Genomic DNA, 19,192 nt, shown 5'->3' with positions numbered 1-19,192 from the left:
CCCGGCCGAGCTGGACGCCGCCGCCGCCGCGCTGGAAGGCGCCGCCGGCCCGCTGCCGGCGCTGGTGCGCGCCGCCGCCCCCCTCCTGCCCGCCGCCGCCGGCGGGCCGGTGGCCGCGGTGGCCGCCCTGCTTTCCGCCGGCTGGATGCTGGGCGCCGAGGCCTGGCGCCGCTTCCGCGCCCGCCTGCTGGACGCCCCGCACGACCCCCGCCTGTTCGAGCCGGGCGCCATCACCCCGGCCTCGGCCGAGCTGCGGCTGGCGGAGGCGCCGCTGCTGCGCCGCGTCGTCGCCCCGCAGCTGGCCGCGCCCGGCGCCCTGGCCCGCCTGCTGGACGACTGCCTGCGCGAGGACGCGGCCGAGCGGCTGTGGACGCGCTGGCCCGGCTTCGCCTCGCCCGCCGAGGCGGCGGAGGCGCTGGTGCAGTTCCGCCGCGCCCTGCTGGACGGCGAGGTGGAGCGCGACCTGGCGGCGCGCGGCCTGGCCCCCGCCTTGCCCGGCCGCGGCGCGCCGGAGGCCGAGGCCGCCATGCAGGCCCTGGCCTTGCTGCTGGGCGAGCTGCGCGAGGCCCGGCTGGACCCCGCCCCGCTGCTGGCCGGGGTGCGGCCGTGAGGGGCGCGGCCCTGGCGCTGCTGCTGGGGGGCTGCGCCCCGGTGGCGGCGGTGCTGGACCCGCCGCTGGCGCAGCTGGCGCGCTGGGAATCCGCCACCGACGCCGCCATCGCGGCGGAGGCCCCGCGCTGCCCGCCCGGCCACCCGGCCTGCTTCCGCCTGCACGCCCGCCGCGCCGAGGCCTGCATGGCGCTGGCCATGGCCGCCCGCGCCCCCGGCGCCGCCTGCCCGCCCCGGTCCGACCACCTGGACTGCGCCGCCGCGGGCTACGCCGCCGCCCGCGCCCTGCGCCCCGACCCACGCCTGGCGGCCGGCGAGGCGCAGGCGGCGCTGTGCCTGGGCGATTTGTCCGGCCACCGCGCCGCCACGCAGCGCGCCGCGCTGGCGGCGCGCGAGGCCGGGGAGCCGCTGCTGATGGCCCGCGCCGCCCTGGCGCTGGCCCGCCCCCCCGCCCCGCCGGCCGAGCGCTGCGCCATCGCCCGCGCCGCCCTGCCGCTGGCCCCGCTGCGCGAGGCCGCCGACCTGGCGCGGCGCATCGCCCTGGACTGCGAAGGAGACCCCCGATGATCGCGCTGGACCGCCCCCTGTCCTTCACCCTGCCCCTGCAGCGCGGCGAGGACGTGCGCGCCGCCCAGCAGGCGCTGATTCGCGCCGGGGTGCTGGCCGGCGAGGCCGACGGCGTGTTCGGCCCCGCCACCCGCGCCGCCGTGCTGGCCCTGCAGCGCCGCGAGGGGCTGGCGGAGGACGGCACCCTGGGCGCCCTGCTGTGGGAACGGCTGCTGCGCGGCCCCGCCCTGCGCCGCGCCGCCCCCTGGACGGAGGCGCTGCGCCCCTTCCTGGGCGCGCTGCTGGTGCCGCACGGGCCGCCGGCCGGGGCGGGCCGGCACCGCTGGCGGCTGGCGGCGGGCGGCGTGCTGCTGGAAGGCGAGGCGGCGCCGCGCCGCTCGCCGGGGCAGCCGCGCACCGCCGCCCTGTGCTGGGCGCAGCACCGCGCGGCGCTGGAGGCCGCCGCCCAGCGCTACGCCGTGCCGGTGGAGCTGCTGCTGGCCACCGCCTGCACCGAATCCGGCGGACGCGCCGGGGCGGTGCGCGAGGAGCCGGGCTTCCTGGGCGACCGCGAGACGCCGCACCGCGTCTCGCCCGGCCTGATGCAGACGCTGATCTCCACCGCGCGGGAGGCGCTGGGCGAGCCGGGGCTGGACCGCGCGGCGCTGCTGGACCCGCGCACCTCGGCCATGGCGGGGGCGGCCTATATCCGCGGCCAGGCCATCCGAGCCCGGCTGCCCACCGGCTACGACCCGCCGCTGGTGGCCATCGCCTACAATGCCGGCTCGCTGCGCCCCTCGCGCGACGCGACCGACCCCTGGGGGCTGGTGCAGACGCGGCGCGGTTCCGGCGCCTGGCACGCCGACAGCTTCTGCGCCTTCCTGGGCGACGCGCTGGCGGTGCTGGGCGACCAGAAGCCGGCGGCGGAGACGCCCTGCTTCGCCGGGCTGCTGTGACGCGCTTGTCATGATGGCGCCGCATCCGCCGCCATGGGGCGGGGCGCAAGCTGCGGGGCATGAGCAACGCCCTGCCCTTCCGCTCCGCCCGCATCGCCCAGGCGCTGCGGCTGGGCGCCCGGCCCGCCGCCCCCGCGGCGGCGCCGGCGGTGGCGGGCGCCACGCTCATCCTTGCGCGCCTGCTGCTGGCGCGGATGCGTCCCGCCCGGCCGGTCCCCCCCCTGACTGCCCCCGGCTGAGCGGGTGTTCCCCCGCGGCGCGGCCGGATGCTCTCCCCGGCCCGCGCCGCGGGGCCTTGGCCGCGGCGTCAGCCGATGCGGCCGGCCATCGGGCTGGAGGCGTCGGCGCGGTAGTCGCGGCCCATGCGCCCGGCCAGGAAGGCGGCGCGGCCGGCGATGACGGCGTGCCGCATCGCCTCCGCCATGCGCACCGGGTCGCGCGCATGGGCGATGGCGCTGTTCAGCAGCACGGCGTCGCAGCCCAGCTCCATCGCCAGGGCGGCGTCGGAGGCGGTGCCGATGCCGGCGTCCACCAGCACGGGCACCCTGGCGTTCTGCTTGATGGCGCGGATCATGTAGGGGTTCACCACCCCCATGCCCGAGCCGATGGGCGCGCCCAGCGGCATGATGGCGACGCAGCCCATCTCCTCCAGCCGCTTCGCCGCCACCGGGTCGTCGGCGCAGTAGACCATCACCTCGAAATTGTCCGCCAGCAGCGCCTGGGCGGCCTCGAAGGTGGCGGCCATGTCGGGGTACAGAAAGGGGGGCGGGCCCAGCACCTCCAGCTTCACCAGGTTCCAGCCGCCGGCCTCGCGCGCCAGGCGCAGGGTGCGCACGGCGTCCTTCGCCGTGTGGCAGCCCGCGGTGTTGGGCAGGTAGGTGTAGCGGCCGGGGTCCACGAAGTCCTGCAGCATGGGCGCGGCGGGGTCGCTCAGGTTCACGCGGCGCACCGCCACCGTCACCATCTCGGCGCCGCTCGCGGCGATGCTGTCGCGCGTCTCCTCCAGCGACTTGTAGCGCCCGGTGCCCACCACCAGCCGCGAGCGGAAGCGCCGCCCCGCGACTTCCCAGCTGTCGTCGTCCATCAGCCGCCCCCGATGAAGTGGACGATCTCCACCGCGTCGCCCTCCGCCAGCACGGTGGCGGCGTACAGGCTGCGGGGCACGATCTCCTCGTTGCGCTCCACCGCCACCTTGCGGGCGGCGAGGCCGATGCGCTCCAGCAGGGCGGCGACGGTGGTGCCGGCGGGCAGCTCCCGCCCCTCCCCGTTCACGCGCAGCCGGATGGCGGTGGCCTGTTGCATGGGGGAGGATGTGGACCGCGCGCGGCGAGCGGGCAAGGGCGGGCGGCGCAGCTTGCCCCCCCGCCCCGGCGGTGCTACCGCGCGGGGATTCCCCGGACAGACCCCATGCAGCTCGTCGCCGTCCTGAACGGTCCCAACCTCAACATGCTCGGCACGCGCGAGCCGGAGAAGTACGGCGCCGCGACGCTGGACGACCTGGAGACGCTCTGCGCCGAGACGGCGGAGGAGCTGGGGCTGGCCATCGACTTCCGGCAGAGCAACATCGAGGGCGAGCTGGTCTCCTGGATCCAGGAGTGCCGGGGGCGGGCGGCGGGCATCGTCATCAACCCGGCCGCCTACTCGCACACCTCGGTCGCCATCCTGGACGCGCTGGCGGCCGTGGGGCTGCCGGTGGTCGAGGTGCACATCACCAACATCCATCGCCGGGAGGAATTCCGGCACCACAGCTACGTCTCCCGCATCGCCACCGGCGTGATCTGCGGGCTGGGCATCGGCGGCTACGCGCTCGCGCTGCGCGCCATGGCCGGCATGCTGGGCGGGGACGAGGAGCAGGACGACTGACCATGAGCAACGGCGTGACGGTGGACGCGGAAGCCATCCGCAAGCTGGCGGAGATCCTCCGCGACACGGACCTGACCGAGATCGAGGTGGCGGAGAAGGACGCGCGCATCCGCGTGGCCCGGGTGATCCCCGCCCCGGCCCCGGCGCAGTACTTCGCCGCCCCCGCCATGGCCGCCCCGGCCATGATGCCGCAGCCGGCCCCCGCCATGGCCGCGCCGGCCGCCGCGCCCGCCGCCGCCCCGGCCGCGCCGGAGGTGGAGGCGAGCCACCCGGGCCTCGTCACCTCGCCCATGGTGGGCGTCGCCTACCTGGCGCCCGAGCCGGGGGCCGCGCCCTTCGTGACCGTCGGCGCCCGGGTCGCGGCCGGCCAGACCCTGCTGCTGATCGAGGCGATGAAGACCTTCAACCAGATCAAGGCGCCCAGGGCCGGCACCGTGACGCGCATCCTGGTGGAGGCCGGCGCCCCGGTGGAGTACGGCGAGCCGCTGGTGGTGGTGGAGTGAGCAGCCGCCCCTTCAGCAAGGTCCTGGTCGCCAACCGCGGCGAGATCGCCCTGCGCGTGCTGCGCGCCTGCCAGGAGATGGGCATCCGCACCGTGGCGGTGCACTCCACCGCCGACGCCTCGGCCATGCACGTGCGCCTGGCCGACGAGAGCGTGTGCATCGGCCCCGCCCCGGCGCGCGAGAGCTACCTCAACGTCGCGGCCATCCTGTCCGCCGCGACCATCACGGGGGCGGAGGCCATCCACCCCGGCTACGGCTTCCTGAGCGAGAACGCCCGCTTCGCCGAGATGGTGGAGGCGCACGGGCTGGTGTTCATCGGCCCGACGGCGGAGCACATCCGCATGATGGGCGACAAGATCGCCGCCAAGGACGCCATGCGCCGCCTGGGCGTGCCGCTGGTGCCCGGCAGCCTGGGCGCGCTGGAAAGCCTGGAGGAGGCGCGCGAGGTCGCCGCCCAGGTGAAGTACCCCGTGCTGATCAAGGCCGCGGCCGGCGGCGGCGGGCGCGGCATGAAGGTCGCGCGCTCGGAGGAGGAGCTGGAGGAGGCCTGGCGCGTCGCCCGCACCGAGGCCAAGGCCGCCTTCGGCGACGACGCGGTCTACCTGGAGAAGTACCTGGACCGCCCCCGCCACATCGAGCTGCAGGTGCTGGCCGACACCCACGGCAACGTGGTGCATTTCGGCGAGCGCGACTGCTCGCTCCAGCGCCGCCACCAGAAGCTGGTGGAGGAGGCGGGCTCGCCCGTGCTGTCGGCCGCGGAGCGCGACGCCCTGGGCGCGCAGGTGACCACCGCCCTGAAGGGCCTGGGCTACCGCAACGCCGGCACGCTGGAGTTCCTGTGGCAGGACGGCCAGTTCGCCTTCATCGAGATGAACACCCGCCTGCAGGTGGAGCACCCGGTGACGGAGATGGTCTGCGGCGTGGACCTGGTGCGCGAGCAGATCCGCATCGCCGCCGGGGAGCCGCTGGGCTACGGGCAGGAGGAGGTGCGCTTCCAGGGCCACGCCATCGAGTGCCGCATCACCGCCGAGGACCCCGAGAGCTTCGCGCCCTCGCCCGGGCGGGTCACAACCTTCCACGCCCCCGGCGGGCTGGGGGTGCGCGTGGACAGCGCGCTGTACTCCGGCTACGCGGTGCCGCCGCACTACGACAGCCTGGTGGCCAAGCTGGTGGTGCACGCGCCCACCCGCGCCCAGGCCATCGCCCGCGCCCGCCGCGCCCTGGACGAGATGGTGGTGGACGGCATCCGCACCACCATCCCGCTGCACCGGCGCATCATGGCCGACCCGGAGTTCCAGGCCGGCGACTACACCATCCACTGGCTGGAGCGCTTCGTCAGCCGGTAGAGCACGATCCGCCTTGATGGAATCATCAAGGCGGTGAATCGTCCTCTTAGCAAAGGCTGGGTCATGGTCCGCGTTTGCGGAACATGATCCAGGGCCCGCCGCCCTGGCGCGGCGGCCGGGCGCGCCCTAGCTTGGCGGGATGAAGCCCTGCATCGCCGCGGCGGGCGGCCCTCCGGCGGCGGCCGCATGAGCCGCCGCCGCGTCGAGATCACGCCGGAGATGATGCTGCGGGCCTACCGCCTGGGCCTGTTCCCCATGGCGGAGAGCCGGGACAGCACCACGCTGTACTGGCTGGACCCGGAGATGCGCGGCATCATCCCGCTGGATGGCGGCTTCCACCTGCCGCGCCGGCTGGCCCGCACCGTGCGCCAGCGCCGCTTCCGCGTCACCGCCGACCAGGGCTTCGCCCGCGTGCTGGCGCTGTGCGCCGCGCCGCGCCGCGGCTCCTTCGATTCCTGGATCAACGCGGAGATCGCGGCGCTGTTCACCGCGCTGCACGCCGGCGGCCACGCCCATTCGGTGGAGTGCTGGCAGGAGGGGGAGCTGGTCGGCGGCCTCTACGGCGTCGCCATCGGCGGGGTGTTCTTCGGCGAGAGCATGTTCTCCCGCGCCACCGACGCCTCCAAGGTGGCGCTGGTGCACCTGGTGGCGCGGCTGCGGCTGGGCGGCTTCGCGCTGCTGGATTCGCAGTTCACCACCGACCACCTGGCGCAGTTCGGCACGCTGGAGATCCCGCGCGCCGCCTACAAGGCGCGGCTGGCCGCGGCGGTGGACCTGCCCGCCGCCTTCGGGCCCTGGCCGGAGGAGGCGGTGCTGGCCGAGGCCGCCGCCCTGCGCCCTACTCCAGCCTGATGCCGGCGAAGCGCACCAACTCGGCGTGGCGGCGCAGGTCCTCCTCCAGCAGCGCCCCCAGGCGCTCGGGCGGGCCGCCCATGATGTCCAGCCCCTGGCCTTCCAGCCGCTGCCGGCTCTCGGGCTGCTGCAGGACCTCGTTCACCAGCCGGTTCATCGCCGCGCGCACCGGGGCGGGGGTGCCGCGCGGCGCCAGGATGCCGAACCAGGAGCCGAACTCCAGCCCCGGCATGCCCATCTCCGCCGTGGTCGGCACCTCCGGCAGCACGGGGGAGCGGCGGTCGGACAGGATGGCGATGGGCGTCACCTGCCCTCCGCGCACCTGCGGCGCCGCGCCGGTGACCAGGTTGAACATCAGCTGGATGCGGCCGGTGAACAGGTCGGTGAAGCCCTGCTGGATGCCCGCGTAGGGCACGTGCACCATCTCCACCCCGGTGCGCTGGCGGTAGAGTTCCGCCGCCAGGTGCATGGAGGAGCCGTTGCCCGAGGTGCCGAAGCTCAGCGCCCCCGGCTCCCGCCGCAACCGCGCCGTCAGCTCCTCCAGGGTGCGCACGCCCAGGGCGTTGTTCACCACCAGGATGTTGGGCACGTTGCCCAGCAGGATCACCGGCTCGAAGTCGCGCCGCGGGTCGAAGCCGGGGTCGCGGTACAGCGCCGGGCTGGTGGCCAGCGTGCCGGACCAGGAGAACAGCCAGGAATGCCCGTCCGCCGGGGCGCGCGCCACCGCGCTGGCGCCGACATTGCCGTTGGCGCCGGGCCGGTTCTCCACCAGGGTGCGCTGGGGCAGGCGCTTGTCCAGCTCGCTGGCCAGCAGGCGGGCGATGGTGTCGGCGGTGCCGGCGCCGCCGGCGGCGGGCACCACCAGGCGCATCGGCCGCTCCGGCCAGCCGGGCGGCAGCTCCTGCGCGGCGGCGGCGGCCGGCGCGGCGCCCAGCAGGGACAGCAGGAGGCGGCGGGAGGGGAAGGGCATCGGCTTCCTTCGGGCGGCGTTGGGCGTCATGCTGCCCCGGAAGCTTGCGCCAGCGCAATTGCCGCGGCGCAGCAAGTGGGGCAGCCTCCCTGCCGCATCCAGGACCCGACGGCGATGAACCAGACCACCCGCATTTCCCCGCCCGGACTGGCCGCCCTGGAAGCCCGGGTGGCGGCCGACCTGGAGGCGCTGATGCTGCCGCCCCGGCCCTGGGTGCCGGCGATGGAGCGCGCCGGGCAGCGCGTGCTGGACGTGGCGGTGGTGGGCGCGGGCATGAACGGCATCGCCGCCACCGGCTCCCTGCTGCTGAAGGGCATCGGCCAGGTGCTGATGCTGGACGAGAACGCCCCGGGCCAGGAAGGCCCCTGGGTCACCTGGGCGCGCATGGACACGCTGCGCTCGCCCAAGACGCTGCCGGGGCCGTGCTTCGGCCTGCCTTCCCTCACCTTCCGCGCCTACTACGCCGCGCTGCACGGCGAGGCGGGGTGGGAGGCGCTGTACAAGATCCCCAACGCCGTCTGGCAGGACTACCTGGGCTGGGTGACGCGCACCCTGGCCCTGCCGGTGCGCCACCGCGCCCGGGTGGCGCGGCTGGAGCCGGCGGAAGGGCTGCTGCGCCTAGTGCTGGAGGACGGCGCCGCCCTGCTGGCCCGCCGCGTGGTCTGGGCCACCGGCCGCGCCGGCGCCGGCGGCCTGGCCTGGCCGGAGGGGCTGGTGGACCGCGCGGCGCTGGGCCCGCTGGTGTCCCACGCCTCGGCGCCGGTGGATTTCGCGGCGCTGCGCGGCAAGCGGCTGGCCGTCATCGGCGGCGGCGCCTCCTCCTGGGACAACGCGGCCACGGCGCTGGAGCGCGGGGCGGCCAGCGCCGAGATGTTCGTGCGCCGCGCCACCCTGCCGCAGGTCAACAAGGGCCGCGGCTCCTCCGGCCCCGCCTTCCACTGGGGCTGGGGCGAGCTGGACGACGCCCAGAAGTGGGCGCTGATCGCCTACATGCACGACCACCAGGCCCCGCCCCCGCACGAGACGGTGCACCGCGCCCTGCGCCTGCCCGGCTTCCGCATCCACCTGGGCAGCCCCACCCTGGCGACCCGGCGCGAGGGCGAGGAGGTGGTGCTGACCCTGGGCGGCGCCGACCCGCGCGAGGTGCGGGCCGACCACCTCATCGTCGGCACCGGCTTCCGGGTGGACCTGGACCACGCGCCGGAGCTGGCGGCCTTCGCGCCGCACGCCGCCAAGTGGAAGCACCGCCACCAGCCCGCGCCGGGGCTGGAGCGGCCGGAGATGGCCGAGTTCCCCTATCTGGGCCCGGCCTTCGAGCTGGTGCCGCGCGGCCCGGAGGCGCCGCCGGAGCTCGGGCGCATCCACCTGCTGAACTACGGCGCCCATGCCAGCCACGGCGGCATCGCCAGCGACATCCCCGGGGTGGCGGTGGCGGCGGAGCGCCTGGCCACCGCCCTGGTCGGCCGCTTCTTCCGCGAGGAGCTGCCGGCCATGCGCGCCGAGCTGGAAGCCTTCGACGAGCCGGAACTGGAAACCACGCCCTTCTTCGTGCCGCGCCCGAAGAAGGGCTGAGGCGGCTTCAGGCCGCCTTCGGCCGCACGGCGGCGGGCAGGCGCAGCGCGAAGGCGCCGGCGCCCAGCGCCGCCTGGGCCAGCGCCATCATCACCAGCACCAGCGGGAACTCCCAGCCGCCGCCCGGCGCGCTGAACAGCCAGCCCTGGCCCAGGTGCTGCCAGGTGGCGCCCAGCAGGATGGGCAGCAGCAGCAGCGACACCGGGCGCACCCAGATGCCGAGGATGAGGGCGATGCCGGCCGCCGTCTCGGCCAGGGCCACCACCGCGCCCAGCACCGGCGGGAAGCCCAGCGAGCCGAAGAAGCCCATGGTGCCGGCGAGGCCGAAGGTCATCAGCTTCAGCACCAGGCCGTGCGCCAGCATCACCCCGCCCAGGGTGATGCGCAGCAGGAAGGCGCCGAGCGCCGTGTTGTCTTGGGTCATCGGAAAGAACTCCTCTGGTTGGTGGCCCCAAGCTGCCCCCGCCGCCGCCGCGCTTCCAATCGCCGGACGGAACCGCCATCATCACCGGCGGCAATGACGGACCTGTCCCAGCTCGACCTCAACCTGCTGCGGGTGTTCGACGCGGTGGCGCGCGAGCGCCACGTGACGCGCGCGGCGCAGCGGCTGCACCTGTCGCAGCCCGCGGTGAGCAACGCCCTGGCCCGGCTGCGCGCCGCGCTGGGCGACGAGCTGTTCCTGCGCCGCCCCGGCGGGGTGGAGCCCACCGCCTTCGCCCAGGCGCTGGCCGCCCCGGTGGCCGAGGCGCTGGACCGCCTGGCCGAGACCCTGGCCGCCCAGGCCCCCTTCGACCCCGCCACCGCGCGGCGCGTCTTCTCCGTCGGCGTCAGCGAATACGCCGAGGCGGTGCTGGCGCCGCGGCTGGTGGCGCGGCTGGGCGCGGAGGCGCCGGGCTGCCTGCTGGCCTTCCGCCACGCCGACCGCACCAACGCCGAGGCCCTGCTGGAGCGCGGCGAGGCGGCGATGGCGGTGGCCGTGCTGCCCGAGCCCACCGCGCTCTACACCCGCATCCGCCTGCTGCCCGAGGGCTTCCTGACGCTGATGCGCCCCGGCCACCCGCTGGCGGAAGGCGAGCTGACGCTGGAGCGCTTCCTGTCGGTGCCGCACCTGCTGCACTCGCCCAACGGCTCGCGCGACGGCGCCATGGACTGGGCGCTGGAGCAGGAGGGGCGCCAGCGCCGGCTGGGGGCGGTGGTGGCGCACCTGTCCGCCGTGCCGGCCATCCTGCTGGGCACCGACCTGGTGATCTCGCTTTCCGCCCGCCTCGCCGGGGCGCTGGCGGCGGCGCACGGGCTGCTGCTGCGCGACCCGCCGGTGGAGGTGCGGCACACGCGGCTGTCGCTGGTGTTCCACCGCCGCTTCGAGGCCGACCAGGGCCATGCCTGGCTGCGCCGCCTGATCCTGGCGGAGGCGCGGGAGGCCTGAGGGCGGGCCGCGTCAGCCCTCAGGCCTCCCGCGCCGCATCCGGCCCAGCGAGAGCTCGGCCACCACGCCGTGCAGGGTGCGCACCTCCTGCTCGGTGATCTCGCCGCGGGTGAAGCAGTGGCGCAGGTTGCGCACCATGCCGGGGCGCTTGGCGGCGTTGCGCAGGAAGCCGCAGGCGTCCAGCTCGGCCAGCAGGTGGGCCATCAGCCCTTCCAGCTCGCCGCGGGTGGCCACGCGGGTCTTGTGGGTCTGCAGCTGGCGGGGCGGCGTGGCGTCGGCGGCCACCCACCATTCGTAGGCCATCACCATCACCGCCTGCGCCAGGTTGAGCGAGGAGAAGCCGGGGTTCAGCGGGTAGCGCACCAGGGCGTCGCAGCGCGCCAGGTCCTCCGCCTCCAGCCCGGCGCGCTCGGGCCCGAACAGCACGGCGTGGCGCAGGCCGCGCGCCCCGGCCGCCCGCAGCTCCCGCGCCGCGTCGCGGGCGGTGTGCAGCGGGATGACGACGTGGCGCGGCCGTGGGCAGGTGCCCAGCACGCGCTGGCAGTCGGCCACCGCCTCGTCCAGCGTGGCGAAGACCTGCGCGGCCTCCAGGATGCGGCTGGCGCCGGAGGCGGTGGCCCAGGCGCGGTTGGTCTGGCCGGGCCCGGGCCAGCCCTCGCGCGGGGCGACCAGGCGCAGGTGGAACAGCCCGCCATTAGCCATGGCGCGGGCGGCGGCGCCGATGTTCTCCGCCAGCTGTGGGCGCACCAAAACCACGATGGGGGATTCACCCGGCGGCGGTTCCAGCGCGACGGCGCCGTCCTCGTCCCTCATCGCTTCAACCCGCGCAGCGGGGTGAAGTGATTTCTTCGTGCCCTCGGGCGCCGGGCGCGGCCATCCGGCCGCTTGGCTTGCGCCGCGCCGCGAGTGCGCCGAGCCGGAAGAACGGTTGGGCGGCGGGCCGCGCCGGGCGCGGCCAAGAGGAGCGGGCTCGGGCGGCCGTGCGGCGCGCTCATCCGCGCTTCCACGTCGTGCCGCCGGGCCCGTCCTCAAGCACCACGCCCTGGGCCAGCAGCGCGGCGCGGATGGCGTCGGCGCGGGCGAAGTCGCGGGCCTTGCGCGCCTCCAGCCGGGCGGCGATGGCGGCCTCCACCACCGCGGGGTCCAGCCCGCCCTGCATCCACGCCACCGCATCGGCGGCGCAGATTCCCAGCACCGCGGCGGCCTCGCGGAAGGCGGCGGCGGCCTCGCCGGGCAGCGGCTCGGCGGTGCGGTTCATGCGGGCCAGCACGGTGGCGGCGCTGCCGCCCACCGTCACCGCGTTCTCCAGCGTGCGCAGGTCGCGCAGGCGCGACAGGGCGAGCGGAGTGTTGAGGTCGTCCAGCAGCGGCTCCAGCACCCAGTCCGCCGCGCCGGGCAGCGCCGCCGCCTCGGGCGCGCGGGACAGCATGGCGTAGTGGTCGTCGAGCTCGGCCTTGGCCTCGTGCAGCCCGGCTTCGGAATAGTCCAGGTCGCCGCGGTAATGGGTGCGGAGCAGCAGCAGGCGGAAGGCCTCGCCGGCCCAGTCGCCATGCGAGAGCACGTCCTGCACGGTGCGGAAATTGCCCAGCGACTTGGACATCTTCTCGCCATCCACCAGCAGCATGCCGTTGTGCAGCCAGGTATGGGCCATCATCGGCGTGCCATGGGCGCAGCGCGACTGCGCGACCTCGTTCTCATGGTGCGGGAACAGCAGGTCATGGCCGCCGCCATGGATGTCGAAGGTCTCGCCCAGGTGCTTCCACGCCATGGCCGAGCACTCGATGTGCCAGCCGGGGCGCCCGCGGCCCCAGGGGCTGTCCCAGCCGGGCAGCCCGTCCTCGCTGGGCTTCCACAGCACGAAGTCGCCCGGCTCGCGCTTGTAGGGCGCCACGTCCACCCGGGCGCCGGCGAGGAGGTCGTCGGGCGAGCGGCCGGAGAGGCGGCCGTATTCGGCGAAGCTCGCGGTGCTGAACAGCACGTGGCCCTCCGCGGCATAGGCGTGGCCCTTGGCGATCAGGCGCTCGCACAGCGCGATCATCTCGGGGATGTGGGCGGTGGCGCGCGGCTCGACGTCGGGCGGCAGGCAATTCAGCGCCGCCATGTCGCGGTGGAAATCCGCCGTGGTGCGGGCGGTGATGGCGCCGATCGGCTCGCCGGATTCCAGCGCGCGCGCGTTGATCTTGTCGTCCACGTCGGTGATGTTGCGGGCGTAGGTGACGCGCGGATACAGCCGCCGCAGCAGCCGGGCCAGCACGTCGAACACCACCACCGGCCGGGCATTGCCCAGGTGCGCGAGGTCATAGACCGTGGGGCCGCAGACATACATCCGCACGTGGTCTTCGACGAGCGGGCGGAATTTCTCGCGCTGGCGGGTCAGGCTGTTGTGCAGGTGCAGGCTGGGCATGGGCGCTGCATCGGGCGGCGCCGGCCCGGCGTCAACCCGGCAGGCGCTCCAGCACCCGCGCGCGGCCCATCAGCGGCAGCAGCGCCTTGAGGTCCGGGCCATGGTCCTCGCCGGTCAGGGCCAGGCGCAGCGGCAGGAACAGCGCCTTGCCCTTGCGGCCGGTCTGCGCCTTCAGGGCATCGGTCCAGGCGGCCCAGGTGGTGCCGTCCCAGGGCTCGGGCGGCAGGCAGGCGCGGGCGGCGCGCAGGAAGTCGCCCTCGCCCTCAAGCTCCGGCGGGGCGATGCGGCCGGCCACCACCTCGTGCCAGTGCTTCGCCTCGGGCAGCAGGTCCAGGTTGCCGCGCACCGCTTCCCAGAATTCGGGCGTCGCGCCTTCGGGCAGGTGCGGGCGCACCGCCTCGAAGGGCAGGCCGTGCAGCAGCTTCTTGTTCAGCGCCAGCATCTGCCGCAGGTCGAAGCGCGGCGAGGAATGGCTGATCGCCGCGAAGTCGAAGCTTTCCAGCAGCTCGCGCGGCGCGCCGGGCACCGGGTCGTGCGAGGTGCCGAGCGCCGCCAGGTAGCCGGTGATGGCCGCGGCCTCCACCCCGTCGCGCCGCAGCTGCCGCAGCGAGAGCGAGCCGATGCGCTTGGAGAGCGGCCCGCCGTCGCTGTCGGTCAGCAGCGGCAGGTGGGCGAAGCGCAGCCTGGCCGGGTCGCCGCCCAGCGCCGCGAAGATGTCGAGCTGCACGCCGGTGTTGGTGACGTGGTCCTCGCCGCGCACCACGTGGGTCACGCCGGTGTCCAGGTCGTCCACCACAGAGGTGAAGGTGTAGAGCGGCGAGCCGTCGGCGCGCACCAGCACCGGGTCGCTGATCGCCGTCAGCTTGACGCTGCGCGGGCCGAGCACCGCGTCCTCCCACGCCACGGAACCGCCGGAGAGGCGGAAGCGCCAGTAGGGCCGCTTGCCGTTCTCCATGGCGCGGGCGAGCTGCTCGGCGGTCATCTTCAGCGCGCCGCGGTCATACAGGGGCGGCCGGCCCTGCTTGCGGGCGAGCTCGCGCTTGTAGTTCAGCTCCTCCTCGGTCTCCAGGCAGGGGTAGAGGCGGCCCGAGGCCTTCAGCGCCTCGGCGGCGGCGGCGTAGCGGGCGAGGCGGTCGCTCTGGCGGAACATCTCGTCCCAATCCAGGCCGAGCCAGCGCAGGTCCTCCTGGATCGCCTGGGCGAATTCCTCGCGCGAGCGCCCGGTGTCGGTGTCGTCCAGCCGCAGCACGAAGCGGCCGCCCTGCCGGCGCGCGACCAGCCAATTGGCCAGCGCCACGCGGGCATTGCCGACATGCAGGTGGCCGGTGGGGCTGGGGGCGAAGCGGAGCTTCATGCCTCGTCCTCCTCCCCATCTGCCTCATCCCGCCGCGGGTCCACCGCGCGCCAGTCGCGCTGCTCGGCTTCCTCGCAGGGGCGGCCGGCGAAGTCGGCGATCTCGCTGGCGCTGCTCCAGGCGCCGTCCTCCGCCGTCTCCACCACCGCGTCCTCGCCGAAGGCGAACCAGGCGTCGCGCACCTGCGCCGCGCTCATCCCCGGGGCGCGGCAGAACTCCATGCTGTCGCGGACGCGGCGGCGGGCGAACAGGTTGGCATGCGCGAGGTTGGCGAAGCCGCGCACCACCTCCACCGGCTCGGCGCCATTGCCGCCGGACAGGTCCATGATGCGAACCTCGATGCTCATGCGATCAACCCGGTGAAGCCGTTGGTGATGGGGTAGCGGCGGTCGCGGCCGAAGGCGCGGCGGCCGATCTTCACGCCCGGCGGCGCCTGCCGGCGCTTGTATTCCGCGCGGTCCAGCATGCGCCACACCCGCAGCACCAGGTCGCGCTCGAAGCCGCGCGCCACCATGGCGTCCACGCCCTGCTCCTCCTCCACCAGCCCGTGCAGCAGCGCGTCCAGCACGTCGTAGGGCGGCAGGGTGTCCTGGTCCTTCTGGTCGGGCTTGAGTTCGGCCGACGGCGGCTTGGTGATGACGCGCTCGGGCATCGCCGGGCCGTCCGGGCCCAGCGCGCCCTCGGGGCGATGCGCGTTGCGCCAGCGGCAGACGGCGAAGACGTCGGTCTTGTACACGTCCTTCAGCACGGAATAGCCGCCGCACATGTCGCCGTAGATGGTGGCGTAGCCGGTGCTCATCTCGCTCTTGTTGCCGGTGGTCAGCAGCATGTCGCCGAACTTGTTGCTCATCGCCATCAGCGTCACGCCGCGGATGCGCGACTGGATGTTCTCCTCGGTGATGTCGGGCGGGCGGTTGCCGAAGGCGGGCGCCAGCATCGCCGCGAACGCCTCCATCGCCGGGCCGATGGGCACGCTCTCGTAGCGGATGCCCAGCAGGCGGGCGCAGGCGGCCGCGTCCTCCAGGCTCTCGGCGCTGGTGTAGGGGCTGGGCAGCATCACCGCGCGCACGCGGTCGGGGCCCAGCGCATCGGCGGCGACGGCGGCGGACAGCGCGGAATCGATGCCGCCCGACAGCCCCAGCACCACGCCGGGAAAGCGGTTCTTCGCCACGTAGTCGCGCAGGCCCAGCATCATCGCGGCGTAAATTTGCGCCTCGCGCCCCAGCGGCGGCGCCGGCTCCTGCGGGGCGCAGCGCCAGCCCTCCGGCCCGCGCCCCCATTCGGTCAGCACCAGCGCCTCGGTGAAGGCGGGCGCCTTCACGGCCAGGGTGCGGTCGGCGTTCAGCACGAAGCTCGCGCCCTCGAAGACCAACTCATCCTGGCCGCAGACCTGGTTGAGGAAGACGAAGGGCAGCCCGGTCTCCACCACGCGGGCCACCGCCAAATCCACCCGCGCCTCGCCCTTGTCCAGCTCGAAGGGCGAGCCGTTGATGGAGAGCAGGATTTCCGCGCCGCTTTCCTGCAAGGTCTCGGAGACGGCGGGGAACCACCAATCCTCGCAGACCATCATGCCCAGGCGCACGCCACGGAACACCACCGGGCCGGGGGCGGGGCCGGCGTCGAACACGCGCTTGTCGTCGAAGACGCCGTAATTGGGCAGCTCGTGCTTGGCGCGGCGGGCCACGATGGCGCCGCCATCCAGCAGGAAGGCGGCGTTGAACAGCTTGCCCCCCTCCATCCACGGCCCGCCGAGGATGACGCCCGGCCCGCCATCCGCCGTCTCGGCCGCCAGGGCCGCGATCTCGGCGGCGCAGGCGTCGCGGAAGGCTGGCTTCAGCACCAGATCCTCCGGCGGGTAGCCGGCGATGGAGAATTCGGGCGTCACCAGCAGGTCGGCGCCCAGCGCCGCCGCCTGGGCGCGCAGGGCGCGGATGCGCGCGGCATTGGCGCGCACCTCGCCCACATGGGGGTTCATCTGGGCCAGGGCGATGCGCAAGCTCATGGCGGGCGAGGTAGGGGCGGGTCCCGTGGTGGTCAACGCTTGCCGTTCTTCCGCAGCAGGAACTCGCGCCCCACCTTCACCCGCGGCACGCCGTCATACTCGACGATGTCGGCGGTGGCGTAGGTCTCGCTCCAGGTGTTGGGGATGAAGGAGCCGGTGCCGATCACGTCCACCGGCGCCTTCGCCTCCGCCATCACCCGGCACTTGGTCACGCCGAAGCCGCTGCTGGCGACGATGCGCACCTTGGGGAACCCGGCCTCGTCCAGCGCCTCGCGCAGCCGCCAGATCGCGGCGGCGGAGACGCCGGTGCCGACCAGGTGGCGCAGCTCCGTCTCCGAGCGGTAGCGGCGGATGGCGCCGGGCACGTGGCGCTCCAGCACCGCGTAGGATTCCGCCGGGTCCAGCCCTTCCAGGAAGCGGCCGCCATGGGTGTCCAGCCGCAGCGCCATCCGGCCCGCGGCGGCGAGGTCGGGGAAGCGGCGGCACACCGCCAGCCCATCCGTCACCTCCTGCCCGAAGTAGTCCACCAGCACCGTCAGGTCCTGGCCGGGGAAGGTGTCGTGGAACATCTCCGCCGCGCGCAGGGTGGAGCCGGCATAGCCGATCAGCGAGTGCGGCATGGTGCCGCGCCCGGCCTCGTTGCCGAACCAATGCGCCGTGGCGTCGTTGGCGTTGCCGATGAAGCCCTTGGCGCCTTCCTTGCGCGCCGCCGCCGAGCCGACGCTGGCGGCATAGGCCATCATCTCCTGCATCTCCTGGCCGGCGCAGTGGCGCGCCTCCATCGCCAGGAAGGAGGCCTGCGGTAGCTCCAGGCACATCTGGAAGGCGTTGTGCGCGGCCACGCAGGGCGGGCCGAGGCGCTGGAGATACAGCGTCTCCAGGTCCGACAGGGCGGCCATCGGGCCGGAGAGGTAGAAGATCGGGTCGCCCGCGCCGACCCATGCGCCCTCGGGATACTTCAGCTCCACCTCGAAGGGGGTGCCGCGTGCCGCCGACACCTCGGCCAGGAAGTCCAGCGCCAGCCGCGGCGCGGAGATGACCGGCCGGCGCAGGAACACGGCGTAGGTGACGCGGCAATCGCCGAACTTCTCCACCACCTCGCGCGTGCGGTTGAAGTAGCTGTCGGTGCGCGCGCGGATCTCCGCCTCGGTCATTGCGCCGCCCGCGCCAGGGCGTGCACGGGACGCTGCGCCTTCAGCTCCTCGGCGATCAGGAAGGCCAGCTCCAGCGACTGCTCGGCGTTCAGGCGGGGGTCGCAGAAGGTGGCGTAGTTCTCGCCCAGATCGGCCGCCGTCAGCCCATGCGCGCCGCCGGTGCATTCGGTGACGTTGCGGCCGGTCATCTCCACGTGCACGCCGCCGGGCGTCGCGCCCTCGCCGCGCAGCACGTCGAAGAAGCCGCGCACCTCGTCCATGATGGCGGTGAAGTCGCGCGTCTTGTAGCCGGCCTGGGTGGTGGTGTTGCCGTGCATGGGGTCGCAGAGCCACACCACCTTGCGGCCGGCGCCTTCCACCGCGCGCACGAGCGGCGCCAGCTTCTCGGCCACCTTCGCCGCGCCCATGCGCGAGATCAGCGTCAGCCGCCCTGGCTCGTTGGCGGGGTTGAGGATCTCGATCAGCCGCAGCAGGTCGGCGGCCTCCATGGAGGGGCCGACCTTCATGCCGATCGGGTTGGCCACGCCACGCAGGAACTCCACATGCGCGCCATCCGCCTGGCGCGTGCGGTCGCCGATCCACAGGAAGTGCGCGGAGCACGCATAGGTGCGGTGGTGCGTGCTGCTCTCGCGCGTCAGCGCTTCCTCATAGGGCAGCAGCAGGGATTCGTGGGAGGTGTAGAAGGCGGTCTCGCGGATCTGCGGCGCATTGTCGCTGTTCATGCCGCAGGCGGCCATGAAGCCCAGCGTCTCGTCGATGCGGCGGGCCAGCCCCTCATACTGATCGGCCAGCGGCGAGCGGTTGACGAATTCCAGGTTCCAGCGGTGCACCTGGTGCAGGTCGGCGAAGCCGCCGGTGGCGAAGGCGCGCAGCAGGTTCAGCGTGGAGGCCGATTGCAGGTAGGCGAACTCCATCCGCTGGGGGTCGGGGTTGCGTGCTTCCGGCGTGAAGGCGGCGCCGTTGATGATGTCGCCGCGGTAGGAGGGCAGCGTGACGCCATCCACCGTCTCGCTGTCGGACGAACGCGGCTTGGCGAACTGCCCGGCCATGCGGCCCAGCTTCACCACCGGGGTGCCGGCGCCGAAGGTCAGCACCACGGCCATCTGCAGCAGCACCTTGAAGGTGTCGCGGATGGCGTTGGTGTTGAAGTCGGCGAAGCTTTCGGCGCAGTCGCCGCCCTGCAGCACGAAGGCGCGGCCGGCGGCGGCATCGGCCAGCCCGGCCTTCAGGCGCTCGCACTCGCCGGCGAAGACCAGCGGGGGAAAGCGCGCGACCTTGCCCTCCATGGCGGCCAGCGCCGCCTGGTCGGGGTATTCGGGCACCTGGCGGATCGGCATGTTCCGCCAGGAGGATGGGCTCCAGCCGCGCGCCATGGTGTGGGCGTCCTCACTCTGCAAAGGGGCGGCAGGATAGACCGGGCCCGGCCCCTTGCCTATGCCGGCGGCGCGGGGCTCGGGGGCCGCCATGCCCCCTCTGACGCAGGCCATACGGAGACATTACTGTTCAGCGTTTGCGCGGGCGGCGGTCAGTTTGCGCTCGAGAACGCGCCGACAGACAGCGTGCATCTCTGACGATCCACTCCTGGCAGCATCCCGCACACATCGCTCGTAGCTTTGCCACGCCGATTGTTGGCGA

21 protein-coding genes are annotated in these 19,192 nt (G+C 74.4%); 10 read left to right on the top strand and 11 right to left on the bottom strand.

The window, feature by feature from the left end; genetic code table 11:
* The 4 genes from ACI6QG_RS13710 to ACI6QG_RS13695 all read left to right on the top strand — a co-directional run.
* Positions 1-610: hypothetical protein (locus tag ACI6QG_RS13710; protein ID WP_407025133.1), on the top strand; the 610-nt coding region annotated here is incomplete at its 5' end.
* Positions 607-1,176 (top strand): hypothetical protein, encoded by a 570-nt coding sequence (locus ACI6QG_RS13705; RefSeq protein ID WP_407025132.1) that lies wholly within the window; start codon positions 607-609, stop codon positions 1,174-1,176. The genes ACI6QG_RS13710 and ACI6QG_RS13705, both read left to right, overlap by 4 nt.
* Entirely contained in the window at positions 1,173-2,111 is a 939-nt protein-coding gene (locus ACI6QG_RS13700; RefSeq protein WP_407025131.1) for a peptidoglycan-binding protein, read from the top strand. Before ACI6QG_RS13705 ends, ACI6QG_RS13700 begins: the two co-directional genes overlap by 4 nt.
* Before the next feature lie 59 nt (positions 2,112-2,170).
* Positions 2,171-2,350, top strand: a complete 180-nt coding sequence (locus ACI6QG_RS13695) for a hypothetical protein (protein WP_407025130.1) — start codon at positions 2,171-2,173, stop codon at positions 2,348-2,350.
* A gap of 68 nt (positions 2,351-2,418) precedes the next feature.
* On the opposite strand, the gene ACI6QG_RS13690 is transcribed toward ACI6QG_RS13695, so the two are convergent.
* Positions 2,419-3,195 (bottom strand): thiazole synthase, encoded by a 777-nt coding sequence (locus tag ACI6QG_RS13690; protein ID WP_491630737.1) that lies wholly within the window; start codon positions 3,193-3,195, stop codon positions 2,419-2,421.
* Positions 3,195-3,413: a sulfur carrier protein ThiS gene (gene thiS, locus ACI6QG_RS19760; protein ID WP_491630736.1), complete on the bottom strand. Its 219-nt coding sequence runs from the start codon at positions 3,411-3,413 to the stop codon at positions 3,195-3,197. Before thiS ends, ACI6QG_RS13690 begins: the two co-directional genes overlap by 1 nt.
* Positions 3,414-3,518: 105 nt before the next feature.
* Here thiS and aroQ point away from each other — a divergent pair, with 105 nt between their 5' ends.
* The 4 genes from aroQ (at position 3,519) to aat (ending at position 6,675) form a co-directional block, all read left to right on the top strand.
* Positions 3,519-3,974: a type II 3-dehydroquinate dehydratase gene (gene aroQ / locus ACI6QG_RS13685; RefSeq protein WP_407025129.1), complete on the top strand. Its 456-nt coding sequence runs from the start codon at positions 3,519-3,521 to the stop codon at positions 3,972-3,974.
* Positions 3,975-3,976: 2 nt separating this feature from the next.
* Positions 3,977-4,477 carry an acetyl-CoA carboxylase biotin carboxyl carrier protein gene (accB, locus tag ACI6QG_RS13680; RefSeq protein ID WP_407025128.1) on the top strand — a complete coding sequence of 167 codons (501 nt, stop codon included), beginning with the start codon at positions 3,977-3,979 and terminating at the stop codon, positions 4,475-4,477.
* Positions 4,474-5,823 (top strand): acetyl-CoA carboxylase biotin carboxylase subunit, encoded by a 1,350-nt coding sequence (gene accC, locus ACI6QG_RS13675; protein ID WP_407025127.1) that lies wholly within the window; start codon positions 4,474-4,476, stop codon positions 5,821-5,823. The genes accB and accC overlap by 4 nt, the downstream gene beginning before the upstream one ends.
* Before the next feature lie 186 nt (positions 5,824-6,009).
* A complete protein-coding gene (gene aat, locus ACI6QG_RS13670; RefSeq protein WP_407025126.1) occupies positions 6,010-6,675 on the top strand; it encodes a leucyl/phenylalanyl-tRNA--protein transferase in 666 nt (221 codons plus the stop codon).
* Here the strand turns inward: aat and ACI6QG_RS13665 are convergent.
* A complete protein-coding gene (locus ACI6QG_RS13665; RefSeq protein ID WP_407025125.1) occupies positions 6,662-7,645 on the bottom strand; it encodes a Bug family tripartite tricarboxylate transporter substrate binding protein in 984 nt (327 codons plus the stop codon). The two genes, aat and ACI6QG_RS13665, sit on opposite strands and share 14 nt — an antisense overlap.
* 114 nt (positions 7,646-7,759) lie before the next feature.
* Here ACI6QG_RS13665 and ACI6QG_RS13660 point away from each other — a divergent pair, with 114 nt between their 5' ends.
* Positions 7,760-9,217, top strand: a complete 1,458-nt coding sequence (locus tag ACI6QG_RS13660; protein WP_407025124.1) for an NAD(P)-binding domain-containing protein — start codon at positions 7,760-7,762, stop codon at positions 9,215-9,217.
* 7 nt (positions 9,218-9,224) lie between these two features.
* Here the strand turns inward: ACI6QG_RS13660 and ACI6QG_RS13655 are convergent, their stop codons facing one another.
* A complete protein-coding gene (locus tag ACI6QG_RS13655; protein ID WP_407025123.1) occupies positions 9,225-9,641 on the bottom strand; it encodes a DoxX family protein in 417 nt (138 codons plus the stop codon).
* A 93-nt stretch (positions 9,642-9,734) separates the two neighbouring features.
* On the opposite strand from ACI6QG_RS13655, the gene ACI6QG_RS13650 reads away from it, so the two are divergent.
* Positions 9,735-10,643 carry a LysR family transcriptional regulator gene (locus ACI6QG_RS13650; RefSeq protein ID WP_407025122.1) on the top strand — a complete coding sequence of 303 codons (909 nt, stop codon included), beginning with the start codon at positions 9,735-9,737 and terminating at the stop codon, positions 10,641-10,643.
* A gap of 12 nt (positions 10,644-10,655) precedes the next feature.
* Here the strand turns inward: ACI6QG_RS13650 and ACI6QG_RS13645 are convergent, their stop codons facing one another.
* From ACI6QG_RS13645 to ACI6QG_RS13615, 7 genes are all read right to left on the bottom strand, one after another.
* Positions 10,656-11,456, bottom strand: coding sequence for an RNA methyltransferase (locus ACI6QG_RS13645; protein WP_407025121.1), 801 nt, complete (start codon positions 11,454-11,456; stop codon positions 10,656-10,658).
* Positions 11,457-11,634: 178 nt separating this feature from the next.
* The gene (gene cysS / locus ACI6QG_RS13640) at positions 11,635-13,047 is read right to left on the bottom strand and encodes a cysteine--tRNA ligase (RefSeq protein ID WP_407025120.1); all 1,413 of its coding nucleotides are present in this window, start codon (positions 13,045-13,047) and stop codon (positions 11,635-11,637) included.
* Positions 13,048-13,078: 31 nt separating this feature from the next.
* Entirely contained in the window at positions 13,079-14,401 is a 1,323-nt protein-coding gene (gene gltX / locus ACI6QG_RS13635) for a glutamate--tRNA ligase (RefSeq protein ID WP_407025119.1), read from the bottom strand.
* Positions 14,398-14,748 (bottom strand): hypothetical protein, encoded by a 351-nt coding sequence (locus ACI6QG_RS13630; RefSeq protein WP_407025118.1) that lies wholly within the window; start codon positions 14,746-14,748, stop codon positions 14,398-14,400. The genes gltX and ACI6QG_RS13630 overlap by 4 nt, the downstream gene beginning before the upstream one ends.
* A complete protein-coding gene (locus ACI6QG_RS13625) occupies positions 14,745-16,403 on the bottom strand; it encodes an NAD+ synthase (RefSeq protein ID WP_407025117.1) in 1,659 nt (552 codons plus the stop codon). Before ACI6QG_RS13625 ends, ACI6QG_RS13630 begins: the two co-directional genes overlap by 4 nt.
* 32 nt (positions 16,404-16,435) lie before the next feature.
* Positions 16,436-17,557 carry a beta/alpha barrel domain-containing protein gene (locus ACI6QG_RS13620; RefSeq protein WP_407025116.1) on the bottom strand — a complete coding sequence of 374 codons (1,122 nt, stop codon included), beginning with the start codon at positions 17,555-17,557 and terminating at the stop codon, positions 16,436-16,438.
* Positions 17,554-18,894: a class II 3-deoxy-7-phosphoheptulonate synthase gene (locus ACI6QG_RS13615; RefSeq protein ID WP_407025115.1), complete on the bottom strand. Its 1,341-nt coding sequence runs from the start codon at positions 18,892-18,894 to the stop codon at positions 17,554-17,556. Before ACI6QG_RS13615 ends, ACI6QG_RS13620 begins: the two co-directional genes overlap by 4 nt.
* Positions 18,895-19,192: the final 298 nt, after the last annotated feature.

This window comes from Sabulicella flocculans, assembly GCF_045449635.1.
In the GTDB taxonomy this organism is placed as follows: Bacteria; Pseudomonadota; Alphaproteobacteria; order Acetobacterales; family Acetobacteraceae; genus Roseococcus.
This window is presented reverse-complemented; position numbering and strand designations above follow the sequence as displayed.

Coding starts and splice junctions, on each gene's coding strand:
- ACI6QG_RS13645 (WP_407025121.1), bottom strand. CDS start 11,456: ATGAGGGACGAGGACGGCGCCGTCGCGCTGGAACCGCCGCCGGGTGAA.
- ACI6QG_RS13650 (WP_407025122.1), top strand. CDS start 9,735: ATGACGGACCTGTCCCAGCTCGACCTCAACCTGCTGCGGGTGTTCGAC.
- aroQ (WP_407025129.1), top strand. CDS start 3,519: ATGCAGCTCGTCGCCGTCCTGAACGGTCCCAACCTCAACATGCTCGGC.
- thiS (WP_491630736.1), bottom strand. CDS start 3,413: ATGCAACAGGCCACCGCCATCCGGCTGCGCGTGAACGGGGAGGGGCGG.
- ACI6QG_RS13695 (WP_407025130.1), top strand. CDS start 2,171: ATGAGCAACGCCCTGCCCTTCCGCTCCGCCCGCATCGCCCAGGCGCTG.
- ACI6QG_RS13660 (WP_407025124.1), top strand. CDS start 7,760: ATGAACCAGACCACCCGCATTTCCCCGCCCGGACTGGCCGCCCTGGAA.
- gltX (WP_407025119.1), bottom strand. CDS start 14,401: ATGAAGCTCCGCTTCGCCCCCAGCCCCACCGGCCACCTGCATGTCGGC.
- ACI6QG_RS13630 (WP_407025118.1), bottom strand. CDS start 14,748: ATGAGCATCGAGGTTCGCATCATGGACCTGTCCGGCGGCAATGGCGCC.
- ACI6QG_RS13690 (WP_491630737.1), bottom strand. CDS start 3,195: ATGGACGACGACAGCTGGGAAGTCGCGGGGCGGCGCTTCCGCTCGCGG.
- accB (WP_407025128.1), top strand. CDS start 3,977: ATGAGCAACGGCGTGACGGTGGACGCGGAAGCCATCCGCAAGCTGGCG.
- aat (WP_407025126.1), top strand. CDS start 6,010: ATGAGCCGCCGCCGCGTCGAGATCACGCCGGAGATGATGCTGCGGGCC.
- ACI6QG_RS13620 (WP_407025116.1), bottom strand. CDS start 17,557: ATGACCGAGGCGGAGATCCGCGCGCGCACCGACAGCTACTTCAACCGC.
- cysS (WP_407025120.1), bottom strand. CDS start 13,047: ATGCCCAGCCTGCACCTGCACAACAGCCTGACCCGCCAGCGCGAGAAA.
- ACI6QG_RS13615 (WP_407025115.1), bottom strand. CDS start 18,894: ATGCCGATCCGCCAGGTGCCCGAATACCCCGACCAGGCGGCGCTGGCC.
- ACI6QG_RS13655 (WP_407025123.1), bottom strand. CDS start 9,641: ATGACCCAAGACAACACGGCGCTCGGCGCCTTCCTGCTGCGCATCACC.
- ACI6QG_RS13665 (WP_407025125.1), bottom strand. CDS start 7,645: ATGCCCTTCCCCTCCCGCCGCCTCCTGCTGTCCCTGCTGGGCGCCGCG.
- ACI6QG_RS13625 (WP_407025117.1), bottom strand. CDS start 16,403: ATGAGCTTGCGCATCGCCCTGGCCCAGATGAACCCCCATGTGGGCGAG.
- ACI6QG_RS13700 (WP_407025131.1), top strand. CDS start 1,173: ATGATCGCGCTGGACCGCCCCCTGTCCTTCACCCTGCCCCTGCAGCGC.